Genomic DNA, 20,557 nt, shown 5'->3' on the forward strand with positions numbered 1-20,557 from the left:
ATACGAAATTTCTAGTAGATTCGTGCTTCGGGGATTGGATCGACAAGTATAATAGTTATAGAGATTTAAAGGATACGTCGAAAGGAAGGACGGGCTCTATGACTAAATGGAGAAAAAAACTTGGGATGAACGGAAATAAATTGTAATTTATTGCATAGAGGATGGAAAGGATTATCAAAAAACAGCTGATACTTATGAAGTCTCCTATCAACAAGTATATCAATAGGTGAAAAAGCATGAAATTGGTGGAGATGAAGCACTTAGAGATAAACGAGGACAGAATAAAACAGAAGAAGAACTCTTACCTGAAGAAAAAAACAAATTAGAAATGAAAAGGCTTGAAAGAGAAAATGGACGCATTCGAGCAGAGAATGCATTTTTAAAAAAGTTAGAGGAGATCGAAAGGAGGTGAGGTTAAGTCAAATACAATTTGAAGATAGTATATCACAATTAAAGAGCTTCATCAGAAAAAGAACTTTGCATCTGCCTCCTTTGCGAAATAGCTGGTATTTCGCGATATGCCTACTATAAGTGCCTGAACCGTACACCTTCTACTAGAGAACTTTAAAATGAGGAACTCATCAACGAAATGAAAGCTCTCCATGAGAAAGTGGATGGAATCTATGGCTACCGTCAGATGACTTTACATATGAATCGAACATTCGGGAAGGGCTTCAATCACAAGCGAATTTATAGACTAATGAAGATAGCAGGCATTCAATCCGTCATTAGAAGAAAGGAGAAACGTTATAAACATTCTACCCCTCAACAAGTCACTGGAAATGTACTAAATTGTGCATTTACAGCGGAAAAGCCAAATGAAAAGAGGGTGACAGATGTCACGGAATTTAAGTATGGCCAATCGAAAAAGGCCTATTTAAGTGCTATTCGCGATCTTTATGATGGATAAATTGTAAGTTATGTTCTAGGGCGTTCCAATAATAATCACCTTGTATTCAAAACGCTTGATCAAGCTACAGTATTATTGGATAAGGAATGCCCGCTTATTCACAGTGATCGTGGGTTTCAGTATACCTCTAAAGAATTTAAACGAAGGATAGATGCCGCTAAATTGACTCAAAGTATGTCGCATGTCGGTGGATGTATTGATAATGGACCAATGGAATCTTTTTGGGGAACACTTAAGTGTGAGAAATATTATTTAAATACATATGAGACGTTTGAGGAACATTCTATTGCGATAGATGAATACATCTATTTTTATAATCATGATAGATATCAAAAACGACTAAAAAACCTCAGCCCTATGGAATATAGAGTTAAAGCCGCTTAGATCCTTTTTATTATTTTCACTGTCTACTTGACAGGGAGCATATCACTTCTCGGCCGTCTGTCTTTTCGTAAATAGTCCTTTTATTTTGTAATAAAAGCTAGGCAATATTTCCCGGGAAACAAAATATGACTTGTATATATATAAATCGACTAATTTTTCAATTATAACAGTCAGAGAGCTTTATCGCGAAAAGAAAGTCTTAAAATGATGAATTTGACGCAATGTCCTAGAACAGGAACAGATAGGTATTTTATTATATAGACATTTAGCTGAGGACACCTTAGAGGATGTTTTTTTCTTGGCTTGTAGTCAGTGAAAAGATTCAGATTAGCGGGGAAAAACATCGGATTTCTTGTTGAGTTTCCGCTAACTTTATCACTAGCTGAATTACTTTCCAAGATGGACAGTTATAAGAAGCTAGATTTCAATCATTTCATAGAATAATTAGGAGGAGGTGAGGTAATGAGGAGATGCAGGAAGCTGTATATTAGAGATTATGAGCAAGAGGCAGAGGATGAACTGGATAACAAAGGCTGTAGATGTGCCCCTTCTGCAAAGGATAAGTGCTCGTGTAATCCATGTGAATGTGATTACTACAATATGAACAAATACTACTCCCACATAGAAATTAACTTCCCTATAAATAATCCGAGGATATCGATTATCCCAACTGTTAATAGATATTTCTATATTTCCGAAAATGATATTCATTTAGTAAATCAGGAGATAATCTCCACGAATAAATTTACAAATGATGAAGGGAATATAACAAGCAATTTTACTATTCTTAAACCAAATGGATATGTAAATATATATTAATGAAGCCATGCAGGAGGGAAATCTGTACTTGGTAGATTCCACAGCTTTAAGCTTTTTTCCTTAGATCAAATAATAGCTGCTAATACACCAATTATTGTGGAATCATTAGGCTTTTCCCATTGAATCTATAAAATGATCTAGTATATCAGATTGTTAGCCTTATCTAGTTTACATTATTTGCATAAAATAAAAAAGATAGAATGTGAGCTTATATGGCCCTAAGCCTGATGAATATTAACGTCAATGTTACCAGTAAACTTCGACAAAATTTTTTAATGTCTTAGTAGATATGTTGACTGTAGAGGATGGAACCACAGTTGCTGCTACGGAATTTTTGGACGACACTGGGAATCCAGCCACTGCATTTCCAGTATTGATAAATGGTTACTACAATCTTTATGTGAATGGTGTATTACTAGAGGGTGATTCTTATACGATTACAGAAACGGAATTAACTTTTAACACTATTACTGCTACAATATCCGCTGGTACTCCGCTAATTATTGAAGCAGTAGATTTAGTTACTGTTATCTAATAATAGTAATTGGATTATTAGATAGATTTGAGGTACTTGGATCAAGCTTAATAAGCCACCTTTTTATGATGAAATAGGTGGCTTATTAATTTATCTTCAATGAAGATGGGAATATTATGTTGTTAGCTTGAAAATGAATAGTTCCTAATCCACTAGTGATTGAACGATCTTTTCAGCAATCAAATGTGCTTCTAAATCACTTTGATACTGTTTGTCTGGAGCTAGGTTATTCTTAACTGCTGATAAGAAAGTAGAGATAATATGATGAAAACCGCGTTTATGAAGCGTTGGCTGCCAATCATCGGTACCATATGTGAAAATATTTTTATCAATATGTGAGGTGACTTCATTTACATTCATTACTGTACGTGTTTCAGTTGCGCTCATTACTTCCACTTTTTCCTCCGTTGTGCCTGCTTCCCGATTCATAATTCCGATTGCCGTACCTTGCTTGGCTTCAAGCTGGAGTATAACATGATGCAACTTTCCGTCCATTTTTTTACCCTGTATTTTAATATCTTCGATAGCATAAGGAAACAGGTAAAGGAGCGTATCAATTACATGAATAAAATCATCGAAAATAAAAGTACGAATATCATCTGCCTGATGTCCTCGGTTTTTCTGCATAATCACCATATTTGGTTCCTCTAATTCTTTTAGCTTCATATATGGAGGTGCATACCTCCTGTTAAAGCCAACCATAAGAATCAAACCTTTACTTTCTGCCTTATCCATTAGACGTGTTGTCGAATCTCCATCGTATGTAATTGGCTTGTCCACATATACATGGATCCCATGATCAAGAAGTTTATCAATGATCGCTTCGTGAGATTCAGTAGATGAATGAACAAATGCCGCCATGATCCCACTAGTCAACCATTGATCGATATCGTGATAAAGATAAGGAACTTGATAGGTTGCAGAAATTTCTCTCAATGTATCTTTATTTCTAGTGCAAACATGAAGCTCAATTCCTTTGGTTTGTGATAATACGGGGAGGTAGGCTTTTTTTGCGATATCACCAATTCCGATCATTCCAATTTTCATTAGATCACCTTCATATGATTATTTTATTACATTCCATTATTGCATTATCGAGTAACTAAGCGCAATAAACCCAATGAAAATGATACGTGTTTACACGTTATTTAACAACGTTTTGAAGAGCAAGAGAAGGAATAATGTATGGAAAAGGAGAATGATATAAATGAGAAATAAAATATACATTCTCTCATATGATTAAAATACCGGTTTGATCTAAGTTTTAAAGGGAGGTTGTACAAGTGGGGAAATACCAGAGTGTAATTGATTATATTAGCTATTTTAAAAATGTGACTGAAGAGGAAGCCTGTTATTGGGGTGGGGGAGATAAGCGAGATGATGGTATTTTTACTATCTCTTACCCTGTTTATGATAAGCAGTTAACTAGCTTTATAGAAGAAGTAACTAAAACGGATTTATTAGATTCAAATTATATAAGCACGTTAGAGAAATATGGTTTACCTATGACGATGTCAGACGAAATTATGAGAGTGATCCATACTTCTAATGAGGAATTAACGAAGGCAATTCTTACCGCATATATACGACAAGAACGATTTAATGAAGGATTATGGGCTACAGCAGTAAAAGATAAGGTATTTTATAAATTACTAATAAGACTTCAGCAATTGGAGGATAAGTTGTAGGAAGGTCGATATACGTACAATAAGGGAGCGATAATAGTGGATTGGCGATATACCGTAACGAAGGAAGAGGAAGAGAAGGTATTAGATACTTATTTTAAAGATGGACTGGATGGACCCCTTGATATTTTTCCAAGTAAAGAAAAAAGGAAAAGGATAGTGTTACAACATCTGTTAAGCCGATTTGAAATAAATAAAAAGTATACGGAAAGAGAAATCAATGAGGTGCTTAAATCTGTTTATGGAGATTTTGCTACTATAAGACGGTACTTCATTGATTATGGATTTATGGAGCGTAATAAAGATTGTAGCAAGTATTGGTTGAAGAAGTAAAATGAACCTTATTTAATATACAGTTATCACAATCATTTTGTTATGCTTATGGTATTTTAAATGATTTCTGAATTCTCGTAAATATAATAATCAATATGTAAGACAAGAATAAAGGTAAAGATTTTCAATCAATGTGGGATAAAAAAATAATTTTATCTTCTTTTTTAAATTCTCTTGTGGTAAAATTTTCTAGATGGATTATTTCATCTGAGACTTTATATACATCAGAAAAAGAGGGAAGTAATGAAAAAAAGAGTCCGTAAGAAGATTATGAAAAAGTGGATTAAATCTACTGTCGATTCTGTTCATATGGATATGGAAGTTATACATCGAAATACCGGCATAAATATGTGTTATCAATTTATCAAAAACTATCTTCTTTTTGATTCAGATAGATTACCGATAGCAAGAAGAGAAATGTATAATATGGTCGATTTGGAAGTGTATATAAAGACATTGACCTTGCATGAGCTAGGGCATTCCCTAGATCGTGATGCGTTATTGGCTTCATTACCGAAAGCTTTAGAATTTTTCAGAATGAAGAGGAAATCCCCCATAAAAGATCGTAAGTTAAACTTAGAATTATTCAAGTTGGATATTGACGAACATGAGATGAATTATGTATTCGAAGAAACAGCATGGGAAAATGCAGAAAAACTAAATCGATTATATAATATTGTCGATTGGGTAGATTTTGAAAAGGTGAAATTCAATAGCTTGTTAACATATACTGCTTGCTATAACCGTGACTTACTTATTTATCAACGATTAGCAGCTGAGGCAGATAAACAAATAGCCGTATAAATATTATATACCCAATTAGTAATTGGAATTAAACATTGTAACAAAGGATATTGGAGATTCTTTGTATTTTTTTGTAAGGATTTTCAAGTATATTCCTTGATTTATTTACAATGCAGTTAATGTCATATTTGCTTATCCTAACTAAAAATCTGAACTTTTGCATGAAATGGCATTTAATAATTCGGAAGATGGCGACTTATGCGGGCTTACGCCCGCGGAAAGTGTCCGCCTGAAGCAGAGATCCACTTTGTTTGGAAATTAAAATGAACCCTTTATTATGAACTTGATTTCAATTATATAGAATAATCATAATTGCCGATAATTCTTCTTAAAAACTGTTGTGTTCTTTTTTCTTTCGGTTTTACAAATATTTGTTTCGGTGTTCCTTCCTCAATAATAACCCCATCATCCATAAATATGACTTTATTCGCAACATCTTGTGCGAATGACATTTCATGCGTAACGATCAACATGGTTGTTCCTTCTTCTGCTAGTGTTTTCATTACAGACAAAACTTCACCGACCAGCTCAGGATCAAGTGCAGAGGTTGGTTCATCGAATAAAATGACATCAGGCTTAACGGCGATTGCCCTTGCGATGCCCACTCTTTGCTGTTGTCCGCCAGAAAGTTGGGAAGGGTAATAAGTATATTTATCTGACAATCCGACTTTATCAAGTGCCTTCTTGCCAATCTCAATCGCTTCCGCCTTTGGGACCTTCCTTCCAATTATCAGGCCTTCTGTAACATTTTCCAGTGCGGTTTTATTATTGAAAAGATTATAATTTTGGAAAACAAATGCTGTTTTTTTACGAACTTGTAAAATATCCTTTTTACTAGCATCCTTAAAATGCGTATTCAGGTCATGAAAAATGAGTTCTCCCTCATCTGGTTTCTCTAAGAAGTTTAAACAGCGAAGGAGTGTGGTCTTGCCAGACCCACTAGGACCTAAAATAACAGTCACATCTCCTTTTTTAATATGAATATCAACACCTTTTAATACTTTGTTTTTACCAAAAGATTTTTGCACATTTTTTACTGTGAGCACATATATCACCTCAATTTTTGTTATTTAAGAAATTACAAAATACTACAGTGCGGATAGGAGTGTTTATGTGAATCAGGCTGAGAGTAAGTACTCATTATCGTTTTTTATCCAACAGCAGTTTTATATTTCTTTAGGTTTCTCTCTAAAATTTTGAAAAATAATTCAACTAATGAACAAATGATAAGATAGATAATCCAAACATCTAAATAGGCTTCCATATAATTGTAGCCAAAACCAGCTTCTACTTTTGCGATAGCAGTGACATCTTTTACAGTCATAAGGAATGCGAGAGATGTGGCTTTAACCAAGTTCATTGCAGCTGTACATATATTAGGAACCGCAGCTACTAAAGCCTGGGGAATCACTATTCTGCGATAGCTTTGGAAACTTGTTAAACCAATTGCTTGTGCCGCTTCGAGTTGACCTTTATTTACTGTAAACAATGCAGAACGGAAAACTTCTGATAATATAGCAATGGTGTTTAATGAAAATACAATATACGCATAAAGTATCGGGTTAATATCAAACACATTGATAGAGCTGTTTACGCTTTTTAGAAAAACTGCTAGTATGCTAGGAACCATACTATAGATAATTAATATTTGAACAACAATCGGTGTTCCTCTAATAAAAGAAACATAGATCGCACCAAGCTTAGCTATAAAAGGGATTTTATTAATTCTGATGACAGCTAATAAAAATCCCAATGGAATGGAAATGAGCAAAGTAACAATGGTTATTTTTAATGTGGTTGGAACACCTGTTAATGCTAAAAAAAAGGTTTCTATAAAAAAATCAATATTAAACGACATAGCCGATTCACCTCACTTAAACGGTTTTTGCAAGTATTCTTTCCTTGTATATCCGTTCAAATTTTGCCATCCCTTTTTCGATAATAATGGAAATCGCCCAGTATATAAGTGCTAGACTAATATATATTTCTCGCGCATGTGATCCGTAATTAAGCGATACAATTAAATTAGTCTTTCCCATCATATCTATAAAACCAATTGTAAATGCTAAGGCGCCTTCTTGAAAAAGAGCAATGACAGCATTCCCTAAATTCGGGAGGGCAATAACGAAACACTGTGGAAGTAAAATCCTTATAAAAGTCTGTACATTATTCAGTCCAATGCTAACTCCTGCCTCGAACTGTCCTTTATCTACAGATTCATAGGCGGATCGCATTACTTCTGCCATGTTTGAAGAAAACAAAAGGGCGAGGGTGATAATGACAAAAATCCCTTTGTAAATATGATTGATATCGACACCAAACAAAGCTTGAATTATTTCAGGGAGTCCATAGTAAACTAAAAAAAGTAAAATAATAGATGGTGTGCATCTTAATATATTTGTATATCCATTGCCGAGGACATTTAATATTTTATTCTTACTTAACTTCGCCATAGCTATTAAAAAACCAAATATGACACCAAAAAGCATAGAAAATATAACAACTAAAAATGTGATAGCTAGATAGGGAAGTATGTCGGGATAATAACGAATAATATTTGTCAAATCAAATCCATGCATTCTAGCACCCCCTTACTTATCTATAAATTCGTACGATAAATAGTGGAAATCAATTATCTTCTTCGAGCAGTTCAAATGTATCTTCTCCTAAAAATGTAACAAGTAATTCATTTGGGACTTTTTCTTCTTTTAATTGTTTCATTACAAGATCATAGGCATCAGCTAATTCCTGTTCCTTTTTATTAAATAGTGGATATGTTTTAGTTGCAGTAAAACCGCTATATACTAAGTCGTCCTTTAAATGATGATAAGCTCCATCTTCTGCTTCTACAGTTGCCGTATACGTTGATTTGATCGTAAGAAGAGCATCATATCTTCCTTCTGAAATCCAAATTGGCCAATCTGACACAGTAAAAGTCTCAGAGTTTTCTACCTGCACCTGATTATCTGGATTTTTTTCGTTATGATTAACTACTAAACTATATTGTGCATCTTGTGGCGCGATTGGGATTAACTTTTTATTTAATTTTGCGATGTCGGATAAATCATGAACCTTATCTTTATCTTCCGCCCTGATAATTAATCCAGAACTACTTGCTCCTAGGTTTTCTTTAGGATAAACGTATTTCTTGGCTCTTGGCTCCGTATAAAAGGTATTTTTTACACCTGCATTGTACTTTCCAGTTTCAACACCTATTAATAAATCATCATCAGTAGTTGGAATAAATTCAAATTCATACTCTGGAAGATGTTCGTCTACAACCTTCATCATTTCAACATCATAGCCTGTAGCATTGCCGCTTTCATCTTGATAAGTAATTGGTACTCCAGTAAGCGCATAGGCAATTTTAATTTTTCGTACACCATCAGTACTTGCCTTATTATTGTCTGTATTCTCAGATCCATTAGAACAAGCTGTGGTAAACAGCAACATCAGTAAGGCCAATACACCCGATTTTCTAAAAAACATCATTTTTCACACTCCATTTTTATTATAGTTATTAATGCGCGTATTTTATTCCACTTCACTGTTTTGATTTATCTTCTTCAATGGCTGATAAGGCTAATTTTTTTATCGTTACATCGTCCATGGGAGGATTATGCAATCCTGCTCTTACGTCTCGATAATATCGTTGTAAAGGATTGCTGCGTTGGAGACTTTTTGCTCCAACAAGTCTCATTGCCTTATCAACAATCGTGATAGCTGCATTAGTAACTGTATGTTTGACAACACCAATCTCATTGGTGAGAAAAGGACTCCTAGAATTGTCATCACAGGCTTCTGCTACACTGTAAATTAAATGTCTTGCTTTCATTAATTCCAAATCAATTTCACCTAGTAATTGTTGAACATTGGGTAATTGGCTAATTGGACCATTCAAACTATTTGGTGAATGGTGGTTAGCAAAATGTACTGCATAGTCGCGTGCAGCTTGCGCGATACCAAGGTAGCAAGCAGGGATGTGAAGCATCCATCCATTTATTTCCCCACCACTAGGCTTTTCGGGTAATTCTACCAGCTTTGATTCATCCACTTTTACATTATTGAGAACGAGATCATGGCTTCCTGATCCTCTCATTGAAATGACATCCCATGTTTCATCAATACTTAGTCCTATTTGGTCTTTGTGAAGGAGGAAGAACCCTACTTTCTGCTTATCTTCAATCCATGCAGATGTTAAAAAATAGGTTAACACTGGAGAGGCGGTTGTAAATGTCTTCCGACCGGATAAAATCCAAGCGCCATCTTGTTTGATTGCAATTGTTCCAGGTTTGCCACCTCTACTAGGACTTCCGGTCTGTGCTTCACTTACAGATCGATTGACTAATGCCCCTTGAAGAATTTCCTTTGCAAATAATTGTAATTTCTTATCGTCCCAAAGTTTTTTTTCAAAAAGTTCACCCACCACGCCGAGATTCCAGCCAATCGAAAGTGCAGTAGTACCATCAAAACTAGCCAATGTTTCTTGAAGCAGAACCATGTCATAAACGGATAAGCCTTCTCCACCATATGCTGCTGGAAGCGTAATGCTCGTATATCCAATATCAACTAAGTCTTGGATATTTTCTTTTGGAAAGATTGCTAGCTCATCAATTTGAGCTGATTGATTTTTGAATTGTTTTTCTTTCTCATACAATTTTTGTAACCATATTTTTTGACGTTCTGTTTTTACAAATAAATGAAGCATGTTTGTACCTCCAAGTTGTTTTTTATATTGTTTAATAGTATAAAATGCATCGTTTTAGTGTGGATTAAAAATAAAGGAACTTAAATTACGTAATTAAGCGATATTTATACTATGGTGAAGAAGTTTTTTTTGTGTGTTCGAAAAAAATATTATAACGTCAAAAAATCCCTCTACTCAAAGGAAAAGAGGGATTGACCTTGCGCCAATGCTCTTATCTTTCAAGAATTACTCTTGCTGAAAGTAGCACCTTTCTGTTAAACAGAGGTTGCTGAAGCATCATTGGGTCCAGTCCCTAAGCTTCTCTTGATAAGAATGCTGAAGTTGTTGAAATTAACTTTAGGCTATACATTTTGTTTTGTCAAGAAGTAAAGTTGACTAAATTCATCGGAATAGATGTTTTCGGGGCGCTGTTCATTCTAATTGCAAAAGATTAACCCAATCTTTATAAAACATTTACATTCTTTAGGCATAAAATTTATAATTGTGAGATTTAATAGGTGTAGGGATTTAGTCGTAAGTAATTTGAAGTGGGAGAGAGTATATAATATGAGAAAGAAAAGACAGAGTTTTGGGCTGAGAACGATGTTGTTAGTGCCAATTATATTAATTGTTTCGCTATCTTCGGCAGTGATTGCATATATAACCTATGAAAAAAACAAAGAATTGACGATTTATTCTATAGAACAACAGTTAAAGTCATCTTCAGAAGTGATGACGGAGAAAATTACAATGCTTAAATCGACTGCAACTAAACAAGAGTTTGATCGAAAGTTTTCTTACGCACTAAGTCAAAATGCAAATACGTATAAGACGGCCAAATTAAATCCAATACAATTTCAAGTGACTAGAGATAGAAAAATTAGAATGTTTCCGGGATTTGATCATCAGTTACCTAAAATGACAGATTTAGAAATAAATAAAATGTTCGATCAGAAAAAAGGAATAATACATATTAAAGGTTTAACACTCGCCCTTGCTCAGCAAATTGAAATGGATGATTCATTATATGTCATTGCTTTATATGACAGAGAATATTTACAACCAATTAAGGATTATCGGAATTTAATAATTGGAATGACACTAATATCTGTGTTTTTGGCCAGTGTAATTGCATATGCAACAATGAATAAAGTGATAAAACCAATTAACTTATTAAAAACATCGATGGAGAAAGTTGCTCAAGGAGACCTTCAGACGAACATTCAATTTCAATCTACATCCAAAGAAATTATGACGCTTTCAACTGGATTTAATCATATGGTAGCTAGTCTTAACTCATTAATCGGGCATCTAGAACTAAGTACAAGACATATTACTTCAACTTCTGAAAAATTAAACAACGCTTCTGCTAATTCCAAACACGCATCTGAACAAATTGTAAAAGCAGCAAATGAAGTGGCGATAGGAATGGGTCAACAAGTACAAACTGCCATCAAAGGGAAGAATGTTATTACGGATATCTCGGCTAGCATGGATCAAGTGACAAATTCGATTAAAAGTGTGGAAGGTTGTGCAAATGAGGCGAATCAAAAAGCCAATAAAGGAAAGGGATTAGTCAACAAAACAGTTAACCAAATGAATTTGGGCCAGAAAACAGTAGATGAAACGGCTGAAAGGGTGTATTCATTAAGTGAAAAGTCTGCTCACATTCATCATATTGTTAGTATTATCAGTGAAGTGGCTAATCAAACAAACCTGTTATCACTAAACGCTACGATTGAAGCAGCACATGCGGGGGAGCATGGTAAAGGTTTTGCAGTTGTAGCAAACGAAGTGAGAGAATTGGCGGTACAAACCGGATTATCTGCTAAGCAAATTACGGAAATGATTGAAGAAATACATAAAGAAACAAAGCAAGTTGTCCAATCTATGGAAAATGGAGCGGAAGTGTTAAGGAGTGGCATTGCCATGGTCCATGAAACAGAGCAGGCTTTTGTCGAAATTGCTGTTGCAATTGAAAAGGTATCAGAGGAGACAGGTGCTGTATCAAGTGTTGCTTATGATGTTAGTGAAAAAACTCATGATATGGTTGATAATATTGAAATGATTTCAATGGTTTCCCAAAAAAATGCGAGCAATATGGATGAAGTAGCTGTATCATCAGGAGAGCAAAGTTCATCCATTTCGCAGGTAACAAATGAAGCTAGTTCATTAAATGAATTAGCCATTAAGCTTGAACAAGTATTGGGGAAATTTAAGGTATGAAAGCTAGAACAACGTCCAACTAGTGCTTTCCTCGATTAATAATCCCTTTGTTGGAGAATATAAAAGAAACGAATATAGAGGTGATTTTATGAAGGAAAGCGTTAATAACAATGATATGTTCACAGTAGCGGGTACAAATATTGATGCCGTGAAAAGACAAAATGAACGTTCTGGCATGTCCTATAATGAAGTAAAAGAATTACTTGCTAAAACAACAGGTGGGCATGGGACAAGCATTTATAGCGATACTAATATTGAAGAAGTTAGAAAAAAAATCAAGCATCTATAGGAAAAACAGATAAATAGCCATAACGTATATTTCCCCTTCTGATTCTCATACTAACAATTGAAGGAGGGATACTCATGGCAAAACGAACGAAAAAAAATGATGCTGAGCAAAAGAATAAACAAGGGTTTGACTCTAGCAAAGTTGATTCAGAGTTCTCGAAGGAATTTGGTAGTGCTAATGCCAATCGAGCTCATAAAGAAAAGGTAAAAAAAGAAAAATCATCTAAAAACCAAGGTGAATGGAACGGAATGCATTAAACAGGAAACAGCCTCCATTAATGAAAAAAGTGGATGGAGGCTGTAAATTATAATTCTCATATAGACATGCGTCATTCTCGGATAAGTAGATTTAATTCTCGCACAGACATGCGTCATTCTCGGATAGGTAGGTTTAATTCTCGCATAGACACGTGCCATTCTCGGATAGGTAGATTTAACTCTCGCATAGACCGTGCATTCTCGGATAAGTAGATTTAATTCTCGCACAGACACGTGCCATTCTCATATAAAATTATTATCTTGGAACAATCGGTTTTACTGATATTGCTGGAGAAGAAGTCGTGATTATACAACCATCAAGATCTTTTGCGTCTAAAAATCCTAAATTAATAGCAGATTTAATTTTAAGGGCATCTGGCTTTTTTATGATCTGAATAAGATCATTCATTTTTAGTTCTTCCAATTTATTGATCGTTGCTTCATCATCAAACTTCTCCGTTTTTCTAATTTGTCTTTGCAGTTTATAGCCATTTAGTGTGATTTCCCCTTTATCTGATGTTCCGATTTGATTATCAAAAAATTCATGGAAGATCCTTTTTAAATGATTCATCTCTGTCTCGATCTCTTTCTTCTTTTTATTAAGCTCATAATAATTGATGAGCATTTCCTCGGTCATCAGCGTGTCATTATTATTTTTCAACATGCTCCCTCCAATAACTCTAGATGTTTTACCTTATTGGAGAATGATAAAAAATATTCCTGATAGTAAGAAAGGGATTTACCTCAACATCTCTACTACTCTAAATAAAAAAATCTTGAAAACTATTAGTCACCGTGCTAGTATAAATAACGATAGAATTTATATACCTTTAATTACGGTCCAGAGAGGCCGAAAAGGGCGACTAGATAGGTTTGTTTTTTATCTATGTATACACTTATGCCCTTTTGTCCTCTGTGACGAAAGGGCATTTATTTTTGCCTTTTTAATGGTATTTGTTAATGAGTACTCTTTTAAACAAAGTCCTGTGAGGCTTGAAAAGAGAATGGACAAAATTTGTATCACATCCATTCCTTCGATGCATCAAGAGCTTTTTACTGTAAAAAAATACTGAAGGGTGGAGCACAAATGAATTATCGTAATAAAACAGTTGTCGCATCAGTTGCAGGTTTAACATTAGAAGGCATGGATATTATGTTTATCTCCTTCGCTATGTCGATGATTATTTCGGAGTTCAATATTGATTTAGCAACAGGTGGTCTCATATCTTCCATAACCAATATCGGAATGCTTATTGGCGGTGTAATATTTGGGATTTTAGCGGATAAGTATGGCCGCGTACGAATTTTCACCTATACAATTATTTTGTTCGCGATTGGGACAGCTTTAACAGGACTTGCGACGAATATTGAACAGGTTTATTTATTTAGATTCATCGCCGGAATTGGTGCTGGTGGAGAGTATGGTATAGGTATGGCATTAGTTGCGGAAGCTTGGCCAAAGAATAAACAAGGTAGAGCCTCATCTTATGTCAGTGTTGGTGCACAATTTGGCGTCATATTAGCGGCACTACTTAGCGCAATTATTTTACCTACTTTAGGGTGGAGAGCACTGTTCTTTGTTGGGGTGCTACCTGTTATATTCGCTTTTATTGTTCGAAGAAACCTAGAAGAATCTCCAGAATGGCTAGCAGCTCAAAAGCAGGAAAAGGTGAAAAATAAACAGAAGGAAAGCAAATTAGCACAATTATTTAATACTCCTCGAATAGCGGTGACGACAGTTTCCTTAGCGATCATGGCTACTGTACAAATTGCCGGATATAACGGATTGATGATTTGGCTACCATCTATGCTTCAGCAATCCCAAGGATTATCTGTTTCAAGTTCTGCACTCTGGACAATCAGTACTGCTGTTGGAATGATTATTGGTATGCTAACCTTTGGACAATTCATGGATAGATTTGGTGCGAAGCGCTCCTTTGGGATCTTTCTACTTGCCTCTGCATGTGCGGTTTTTTTATACTCGTATGCTACTGGCAGTGTCGGTGTATTAATTGGCGGTGCAATCGTCGGATTCTTCTCTAATGGGATGTTTGCTGGGTACGGAGCATTAATAAGCAGTTATTATCCAGTTCACATTCGAAGTACAGCTACGAACACTATTTTTAACTTTGGTAGAGCGATAGGTGGTCTATCACCAATTCTAGTCGGTTATATACTACAAAGCTATGATATGAAGATAGCAATGATCTACTTAGCGGTCTTATATTGCGTATCCTTCCTTGTGATGCTCAGCTTGAAAAAAAGTCCATCTAGAACGATCACTAGTTAAGAAATGAGTATTCAAAAAGACGCTTAATTTCGAGCGTCTTTTTAAATACAGAAAAATTCATTTGAATAACTCGTTAATCTTATCTCGGTCATAATCTAATATCCAATCACTATGTATCTCATAAAGCGGATATAAATCATCTTTATTTGTTGCGATTACATCACAGCCCCGATCATCATAAAGATGGTAGATCTTTCTTTTGGTTATATTTACAAAGTAAATGTCATAGCCAGAGCTATAATTACGTTTCAAGATTCGTGAGGGATGCCAAAAGTCTTTGTAACTAATTGCGGTCAAAAGCGGTTGGTATCGTATATCACTTGTTTTACACCGGAGAATAAATCGGTGTGTGACCATATCATCGAAATCTTCCTCACATTCATCCCAAAGTTGGCTTGGTAAAACTGTATGCTGGAGTTTATTCAAAACCTCTCTACTCCTAATGTATTTACGATAGACATTTGTCGGTCTTTTTTGTAAAAAGGTATTATTCCTTTCACAATGCACATCGGTTATTAAAAATATGTCATCTGTATCTTGAAAGACTTGATTAAAAATATCTGTGCTTCTTTCCTTAATTTGTTTAAGATTATTTGTATCTTCATGCTCCATCACAGAAGGATTGCAAATTTCAAAACGAATACCATATTTCCAAGAATAAAAGAGTGGAGGTCTTAAAGACAGATTGTTAAAGTTTTGTTTCATAAAAAGATTAAAGTTTATTTCCATTACTATCCTCCGTATATTTTCTATATTGTAATAACATGATTATAATGGAAAAACACGATTATGTTATAAATATCTCATATAATCAGTAATACTTAGATTCATTAGTATGGAGAGGGAAGCAAATTACATATTCTTTATGCTTTTTAAGGACAATCATTCACGCCAATTAATTTAGCACAAAGGAAAAAGCATGACCCCAAACGGGACCATGCTTTTTCCTTTGCCCTTAAAGAGGTTGCTCAAACTTTGGGCTAAATGGTTAGTAAATCTTTATACATAGGAATGACCATTGCACCTTCTTTCTAAGCCTGCTCTAAAAGGGGTGCACACGGAAAATTGTTATTCATTTCTACTTCACAAACTGTTTTTTCTGACGAACATCTTCATACTCGCCCATGCAGTTTGATTAATCTGACTGTGTGCCGTTCTGGCGAGGGCATCGCAAGCGCTAGTCTTCGATCTGCACCTTTTTATACAATCAGATTTCAAGTTGCACTTTCACAAAAAACTTACTACTTCCTGCTCTAACACTGTGTGAATAGACCAACTTCTCGGTTCTCGACGAGTGTACCTATTGCAAGTAAAGCAAATTTTCCGTCAAGGCAGTGCATTTCATCCGTGGAAATCACTTTTCAATTGCAGCATTTTCCGTCGGTTGTTTCGCCTTGTATTTTATATGTACCCGCTTACTATTCTAATAAACCTTCATTTATATAAAATTATTCTACGGAATTCAGGGGCTTTTAAAATCAATAACCAAAGGTATGAACCCCCCCTATATATTTAAATATTTTTCAATTATTTACCACGATATTCTTTCATTAGAGTGTAAAAAAAACGCTTATAGCTGCCGATATAAGATAAGGTATATTCGAATAATAGCCACTGCATAGTTAAAGATTTAGATATAAAAAGAAATGGAGAGAGTACCAAAAGTACAGATGGATAAGAACGCTTAAAGAAATTAATTGAAAGGGTGTTAGTATGAATAAAATACTCAAATTTAAAAGTATAAAGACAAAAATTTTGTTTGGTTTTTCTCTTGTTGTTTTATTTGCTCTTATACTTGGGGCTTATACAGTTCTTTGTATTGATAATATTAACGGAAATACGAGTGAAATTGTCGAGGAGCAAGTGCCATTATTAATTAAAAATGAACAAATAGCATTAAACATGTCTAATAAAACATCATTGGTCCGAGCATACATTATTTATAATGACCCCGCTTTAAAAGCCGAATTCAATGAGGCTTCAAAAGCAGGTATTGTATTAGAAAATGAATTAATCGATTTGAATAATGATAAAGAAATGAAACAACTCTTTAGTAAAAGAGAACAGTATGATCAAATTATCAATGAAGTTTTTGCTGCATTTGATGGTGGTAATCTTGAGGAGGCTATCGAACTCTTAGGCACAAAAGCTAAACCACTAGGTACAGAGATTATGGAGACATATGAAGAAAGAGCAACTATGAGAGAAGATTCGATTGGCAAAAGAGGAAATGAAATTCTTAGTTATGGTAATGCAGGCCTGTATGTAGCTATAATATTATCACTTATCGTGTTCATCCTCGGCATTGTGATAGCACTGGTCACTTCCAGGATTATCACCACTCCGATTGTGGCTGTGATGAACCGTATGAAAATAATTGCGAATGGTGATTTAAGCCAAAAACCATTAGTGACAAAATCTAAAGATGAAATAGGGCAACTTGTTGAAGCGACAAATGTCATGAATGATAATAATAGAACTTTATTAAATGAGATAAATATCGTTTCAGAAACAGTTTCAAGTCAAAGTGAAGAATTGACGCAATCAGCTAATGAAGTACAAGCAGGAACGGAACAAATTGCTGTTACAATGGAAGAATTAGCAACTGCTGCCGAAACACAGGCGACTAGTGCAACGGACCTCGCTTTAGTTACGGGAACATTTATCAATAAGGTAAAGGAAACCGATGAAAATGGTGAATTGATTCAATCGAATTCATTTGAAGTGTTGGGAATGACTAAAGAAGGTGTTCAGTTAATGAATACCTCTACGGATCAAATGGCGAAGATTGATCAAATCGTACATGATGCAGTAGAGAAAATGGACAACTTAGACAAGCAATCACAGGAAATATCTAAATTAGTTTCTGTAATTATGGATATTGCTGCCCAAACAAATCTACTTGCATTAAATGCGGCAATTGAGGCTGCAAGAGCAGGAGAGCATGGTAAAGGATTTGCAGTCGTGGCAGATGAAGTGAAAAAACTTGCTGAACAAGTAGCAGTTTCTGTAAATGATATTACCGGAATTGTTGGGAATATTCAAAGTGAATCAAGTATAGTCGCGGAATCATTGAAGATCGGATATAAAGAAGTGGAACAAGGAACGCTACAAATTAAAGCAACTGGTGATACTTTTAATAAAATTAGTGGATCTGTTACGCAGATGGTAGAAAATATTAAAATAGTGTCTGGTAATTTAGCAGATATTGTAGCTAACAGTCAAAAAATGAATGTATCTATTGAGCAAATTGCAGCGATCGCTGAAGAAGCGGCAGCGGGTGTAGAACAAACTTCGGCTTCTGCACAGCAAACGAGTGGATCTATGGAAGAAGTAGCTGGAAGCTCTGATCATCTTGCAAAATTAGCAGAAAAAATGAATGATTTAATTCATACATTTAAGCTATAGGCAGCAGATTTTTATATAGCGTTTAAATAATCATATAAAGAACAAAGATAGGTGAAGTAGATTCTATTAGCTTTACCTATTTTTTTATAAAAAATTGCATGTTTGACTATGTAGTGAGGGTTCGCAAGTCTAAACATAAAAAAATTGCTCACGTCTTTTTCTTAGGAGTAAGTGTGTATTTTATTTGTCCTACAGATGTGCGTGAGTATATTTAGGTACTTAAATAATCAGTAATCTAGCAAACTGTCACTTTATTCGTACTTGTGCTTCGAATACTTTGCTTATTATTATACCCTGGATTAAAGTGATAGATGGCTGAGCTGGATATTTATTTTTTAACTAAAAATTGAACAGTTTAAAGGAGTTATAGAAACATATGAAAATACCGATACTTTATGAAGACAATCATTTGCTTGTTGTTGAAAAACCAATCAATATTCCTGTACAAGCAGATATTAGTCAGGATAATGATTTACTCACAATTTTAAAAAATGACCTAAAAACTCGCTATCAGAAACCAGGAAATGTTTATCTAGGACTCGTTCACCGTTTGGATCGTCCTGTAGGTGGTGTGATGGTTTTTGCCAAAACATCTAAGGCTGCATCAAGATTATCGGATGTTATACGGAGAGGGCAATTAGAAAGAAAGTATTTAGCGGTTGTGAGGGGGACCCCGCCAAAGAAAAAAAGTATGTTAGAACATTACTTGCATAAAGATACTAGGAAAAATAAAGTGCATGCAGTCTCGGCTCACAATAAGAATGCCAAAAAGGCAATCCTTGAATATGAAACAATCAGTAGTAAAGAGAAATTGAAACTGCTCTCCGTTCTCCTTCACACAGGACGGCCACATCAAATCCGCGTGCAACTTTCCACATCCGGATTCCCACTCTTTGGTGATCAAAAATATGGTCAACAAGTAAACCGACCGGGTCAACAAATCGCTTTATGGGCACATAAATTAGAGTTTAAGCATCCAACGACAGGGGAAATAATGAAAATCCAATCAACGCCACCGAATGAGTATCCGTGGAGTATTTGGAAAGATATATACGCTCATACATAGTGATTTTAAGGAGATTCTTAATTAGGCACCATCTATCTAAGATTGATGGTGCCGCTTATATTAAAATCAAATATAATGAAGATAGCTCACTAGAATATAATTTTTAAAAAGGACATGAAATATGAGGTGTGGATGAATGAAAGAATGGTATTATGACAAATTACTGAATATCAGGACAGGAGGAGACCAAAAGGGATTCAATAAGTCTCAACACTATCATCGGTATGAACCAACCCCATATATCGCTTTTGAGGAATTATTTAATCATTACGAATTGAAGAGTAGTGATCGTATTGTCGACTTTGGTTGTGGAAAGGGACGCTTAAATTTTTTTATACATTATTTATTTAATGCGACAGTAGTTGGAGTAGAAATGAATGAGCCCTACTATTTGGAGGCGCTTGAAAATAAGAAAAAATATTTGCAGAAAACTAAGAATAGAAAAGATAATATTCATTTCCAGCTTTGCTATGCAGAAGAGTACAAGATTGATCCATTAGATAATAAATTTTATTTTTTTAATCCATTTTCTATACAAATATTTATGAATATCATAAATAATATCCTCGTCTCCGTAGAAAAGGCGGAACGGGAAATAGAGCTAGTATTATATTATGTATCTGATGATTATGTATTTTACTTAGAAAACTGTACCGCCTTTAAACTAAAAAAGGAAATTATTTTACCGATTTTATCCGAGCGTGATCCTTATGAGAAATTTTTAATATATCGATTATCATTTTAGAAAACGAGTAGAAGTATCTTACTCGTTTTTTTGATGTGCTCAATTCCTAATTTCTCCCTATAATCTGGACGGCCAGTAAATGGTATGTGACGGCTAGTAAGCATTTGATGACAGCTAGT

At 34.8% G+C, this 20,557-nt stretch carries 22 protein-coding genes and 1 riboswitch; of the genes, 14 read left to right on the forward strand and 8 right to left on the reverse strand.

Annotated features, from left to right (window positions below; translation table 11 throughout):
- Nucleotides 1-226 precede the first annotated feature (226 nt).
- The 4 genes from BLE01S_RS20655 (at nucleotide 227) to BLE01S_RS00610 (ending at nucleotide 2,648) form a co-directional block, all read left to right on the forward strand.
- Complete coding sequence (locus tag BLE01S_RS20655) at nucleotides 227-412, forward strand: hypothetical protein (protein WP_066135968.1); 186 nt, start codon at nucleotides 227-229, stop codon at nucleotides 410-412.
- 168 nt (nucleotides 413-580) lie between these two features.
- Entirely contained in the window at nucleotides 581-910 is a 330-nt protein-coding gene (locus tag BLE01S_RS20270) for an IS3 family transposase (RefSeq protein ID WP_274379906.1), read from the forward strand.
- Between the two features lie 174 nt (nucleotides 911-1,084).
- Complete coding sequence (locus tag BLE01S_RS21355; protein ID WP_369691402.1) at nucleotides 1,085-1,294, forward strand: IS3 family transposase; 210 nt, start codon at nucleotides 1,085-1,087, stop codon at nucleotides 1,292-1,294.
- Between the two features lie 1,108 nt (nucleotides 1,295-2,402).
- Nucleotides 2,403-2,648: a DUF4183 domain-containing protein gene (locus BLE01S_RS00610; protein WP_231955895.1), complete on the forward strand. Its 246-nt coding sequence runs from the start codon at nucleotides 2,403-2,405 to the stop codon at nucleotides 2,646-2,648.
- A gap of 144 nt (nucleotides 2,649-2,792) precedes the next feature.
- Here the strand turns inward: BLE01S_RS00610 and BLE01S_RS00615 are convergent, their stop codons facing one another.
- On the reverse strand, nucleotides 2,793-3,695 hold the full coding sequence (locus BLE01S_RS00615) for a Gfo/Idh/MocA family protein (RefSeq protein WP_066135975.1): 903 nt from the start codon (nucleotides 3,693-3,695) through the stop codon (nucleotides 2,793-2,795).
- 236 nt (nucleotides 3,696-3,931) lie between these two features.
- Between BLE01S_RS00615 and BLE01S_RS00620 the strand changes: the two genes are divergently transcribed.
- The 3 genes from BLE01S_RS00620 to BLE01S_RS00630 all read left to right on the forward strand — a co-directional run bounded on the left by BLE01S_RS00620 (nucleotide 3,932) and on the right by BLE01S_RS00630 (nucleotide 5,470).
- A complete protein-coding gene (locus BLE01S_RS00620; protein WP_066135979.1) occupies nucleotides 3,932-4,336 on the forward strand; it encodes a DUF6508 domain-containing protein in 405 nt (134 codons plus the stop codon).
- A 36-nt stretch (nucleotides 4,337-4,372) separates the two neighbouring features.
- The gene (locus BLE01S_RS00625) at nucleotides 4,373-4,666 is read left to right on the forward strand and encodes a DUF2087 domain-containing protein (protein WP_066135982.1); all 294 of its coding nucleotides are present in this window, start codon (nucleotides 4,373-4,375) and stop codon (nucleotides 4,664-4,666) included.
- A 243-nt stretch (nucleotides 4,667-4,909) separates the two neighbouring features.
- On the forward strand, nucleotides 4,910-5,470 hold the full coding sequence (locus BLE01S_RS00630; RefSeq protein ID WP_066135983.1) for a hypothetical protein: 561 nt from the start codon (nucleotides 4,910-4,912) through the stop codon (nucleotides 5,468-5,470).
- A 293-nt stretch (nucleotides 5,471-5,763) separates the two neighbouring features.
- On the opposite strand, the gene BLE01S_RS00635 is transcribed toward BLE01S_RS00630, so the two are convergent.
- From BLE01S_RS00635 to BLE01S_RS00655, 5 genes are all read right to left on the reverse strand, one after another.
- On the reverse strand, nucleotides 5,764-6,516 hold the full coding sequence (locus tag BLE01S_RS00635) for an amino acid ABC transporter ATP-binding protein (RefSeq protein ID WP_066135986.1): 753 nt from the start codon (nucleotides 6,514-6,516) through the stop codon (nucleotides 5,764-5,766).
- Nucleotides 6,517-6,620: 104 nt separating this feature from the next.
- Nucleotides 6,621-7,328: an amino acid ABC transporter permease gene (locus tag BLE01S_RS00640; protein WP_066135990.1), complete on the reverse strand. Its 708-nt coding sequence runs from the start codon at nucleotides 7,326-7,328 to the stop codon at nucleotides 6,621-6,623.
- Nucleotides 7,329-7,344: 16 nt separating this feature from the next.
- Nucleotides 7,345-8,049, reverse strand: coding sequence for an amino acid ABC transporter permease (locus BLE01S_RS00645; RefSeq protein ID WP_066135994.1), 705 nt, complete (start codon nucleotides 8,047-8,049; stop codon nucleotides 7,345-7,347).
- Nucleotides 8,050-8,098: 49 nt separating this feature from the next.
- On the reverse strand, nucleotides 8,099-8,962 hold the full coding sequence (locus tag BLE01S_RS00650; protein ID WP_066135997.1) for a transporter substrate-binding domain-containing protein: 864 nt from the start codon (nucleotides 8,960-8,962) through the stop codon (nucleotides 8,099-8,101).
- 52 nt (nucleotides 8,963-9,014) lie between these two features.
- Nucleotides 9,015-10,178, reverse strand: a complete 1,164-nt coding sequence (locus tag BLE01S_RS00655) for an acyl-CoA dehydrogenase family protein (RefSeq protein ID WP_066136000.1) — start codon at nucleotides 10,176-10,178, stop codon at nucleotides 9,015-9,017.
- A 208-nt stretch (nucleotides 10,179-10,386) separates the two neighbouring features.
- Nucleotides 10,387-10,491: riboswitch (SAM riboswitch) on the reverse strand.
- A gap of 233 nt (nucleotides 10,492-10,724) precedes the next feature.
- Between BLE01S_RS00655 and BLE01S_RS00660 the strand changes: the two genes are divergently transcribed.
- From BLE01S_RS00660 to BLE01S_RS00670, 3 genes are all read left to right on the forward strand, one after another.
- Nucleotides 10,725-12,383 carry a methyl-accepting chemotaxis protein gene (locus BLE01S_RS00660; protein ID WP_066136006.1) on the forward strand — a complete coding sequence of 553 codons (1,659 nt, stop codon included), beginning with the start codon at nucleotides 10,725-10,727 and terminating at the stop codon, nucleotides 12,381-12,383.
- An 88-nt stretch (nucleotides 12,384-12,471) separates the two neighbouring features.
- Entirely contained in the window at nucleotides 12,472-12,672 is a 201-nt protein-coding gene (locus BLE01S_RS00665; RefSeq protein WP_066136009.1) for a hypothetical protein, read from the forward strand.
- A 74-nt stretch (nucleotides 12,673-12,746) separates the two neighbouring features.
- The gene (locus tag BLE01S_RS00670; RefSeq protein WP_066136012.1) at nucleotides 12,747-12,929 is read left to right on the forward strand and encodes a hypothetical protein; all 183 of its coding nucleotides are present in this window, start codon (nucleotides 12,747-12,749) and stop codon (nucleotides 12,927-12,929) included.
- A gap of 256 nt (nucleotides 12,930-13,185) precedes the next feature.
- Here BLE01S_RS00670 and BLE01S_RS00675 read toward each other — a convergent pair whose 3' ends face one another.
- Nucleotides 13,186-13,593: a hypothetical protein gene (locus tag BLE01S_RS00675; RefSeq protein ID WP_066136013.1), complete on the reverse strand. Its 408-nt coding sequence runs from the start codon at nucleotides 13,591-13,593 to the stop codon at nucleotides 13,186-13,188.
- A gap of 423 nt (nucleotides 13,594-14,016) precedes the next feature.
- Here BLE01S_RS00675 and BLE01S_RS00685 point away from each other — a divergent pair, with 423 nt between their 5' ends.
- On the forward strand, nucleotides 14,017-15,219 hold the full coding sequence (locus tag BLE01S_RS00685) for an MFS transporter (RefSeq protein ID WP_066136020.1): 1,203 nt from the start codon (nucleotides 14,017-14,019) through the stop codon (nucleotides 15,217-15,219).
- Between the two features lie 57 nt (nucleotides 15,220-15,276).
- Here BLE01S_RS00685 and BLE01S_RS00690 read toward each other — a convergent pair whose 3' ends face one another.
- Nucleotides 15,277-15,948 carry a DUF3885 domain-containing protein gene (locus BLE01S_RS00690; RefSeq protein ID WP_066136021.1) on the reverse strand — a complete coding sequence of 224 codons (672 nt, stop codon included), beginning with the start codon at nucleotides 15,946-15,948 and terminating at the stop codon, nucleotides 15,277-15,279.
- A 984-nt stretch (nucleotides 15,949-16,932) separates the two neighbouring features.
- Here BLE01S_RS00690 and BLE01S_RS00695 point away from each other — a divergent pair.
- The 3 genes from BLE01S_RS00695 to BLE01S_RS00705 all read left to right on the forward strand — a co-directional run bounded on the left by BLE01S_RS00695 (nucleotide 16,933) and on the right by BLE01S_RS00705 (nucleotide 20,438).
- On the forward strand, nucleotides 16,933-18,627 hold the full coding sequence (locus BLE01S_RS00695; protein ID WP_066136024.1) for a methyl-accepting chemotaxis protein: 1,695 nt from the start codon (nucleotides 16,933-16,935) through the stop codon (nucleotides 18,625-18,627).
- A gap of 376 nt (nucleotides 18,628-19,003) precedes the next feature.
- Nucleotides 19,004-19,693: an RluA family pseudouridine synthase gene (locus tag BLE01S_RS00700; protein ID WP_066136025.1), complete on the forward strand. Its 690-nt coding sequence runs from the start codon at nucleotides 19,004-19,006 to the stop codon at nucleotides 19,691-19,693.
- Between the two features lie 136 nt (nucleotides 19,694-19,829).
- Entirely contained in the window at nucleotides 19,830-20,438 is a 609-nt protein-coding gene (locus tag BLE01S_RS00705) for a methyltransferase domain-containing protein (protein ID WP_066136029.1), read from the forward strand.
- Nucleotides 20,439-20,557: the final 119 nt, after the last annotated feature.

This window comes from Lederbergia lenta NBRC 16444, from assembly GCF_001591545.1.
Classification (GTDB): domain Bacteria; phylum Bacillota; class Bacilli; order Bacillales; family Bacillaceae_C; genus Lederbergia; species Lederbergia lenta.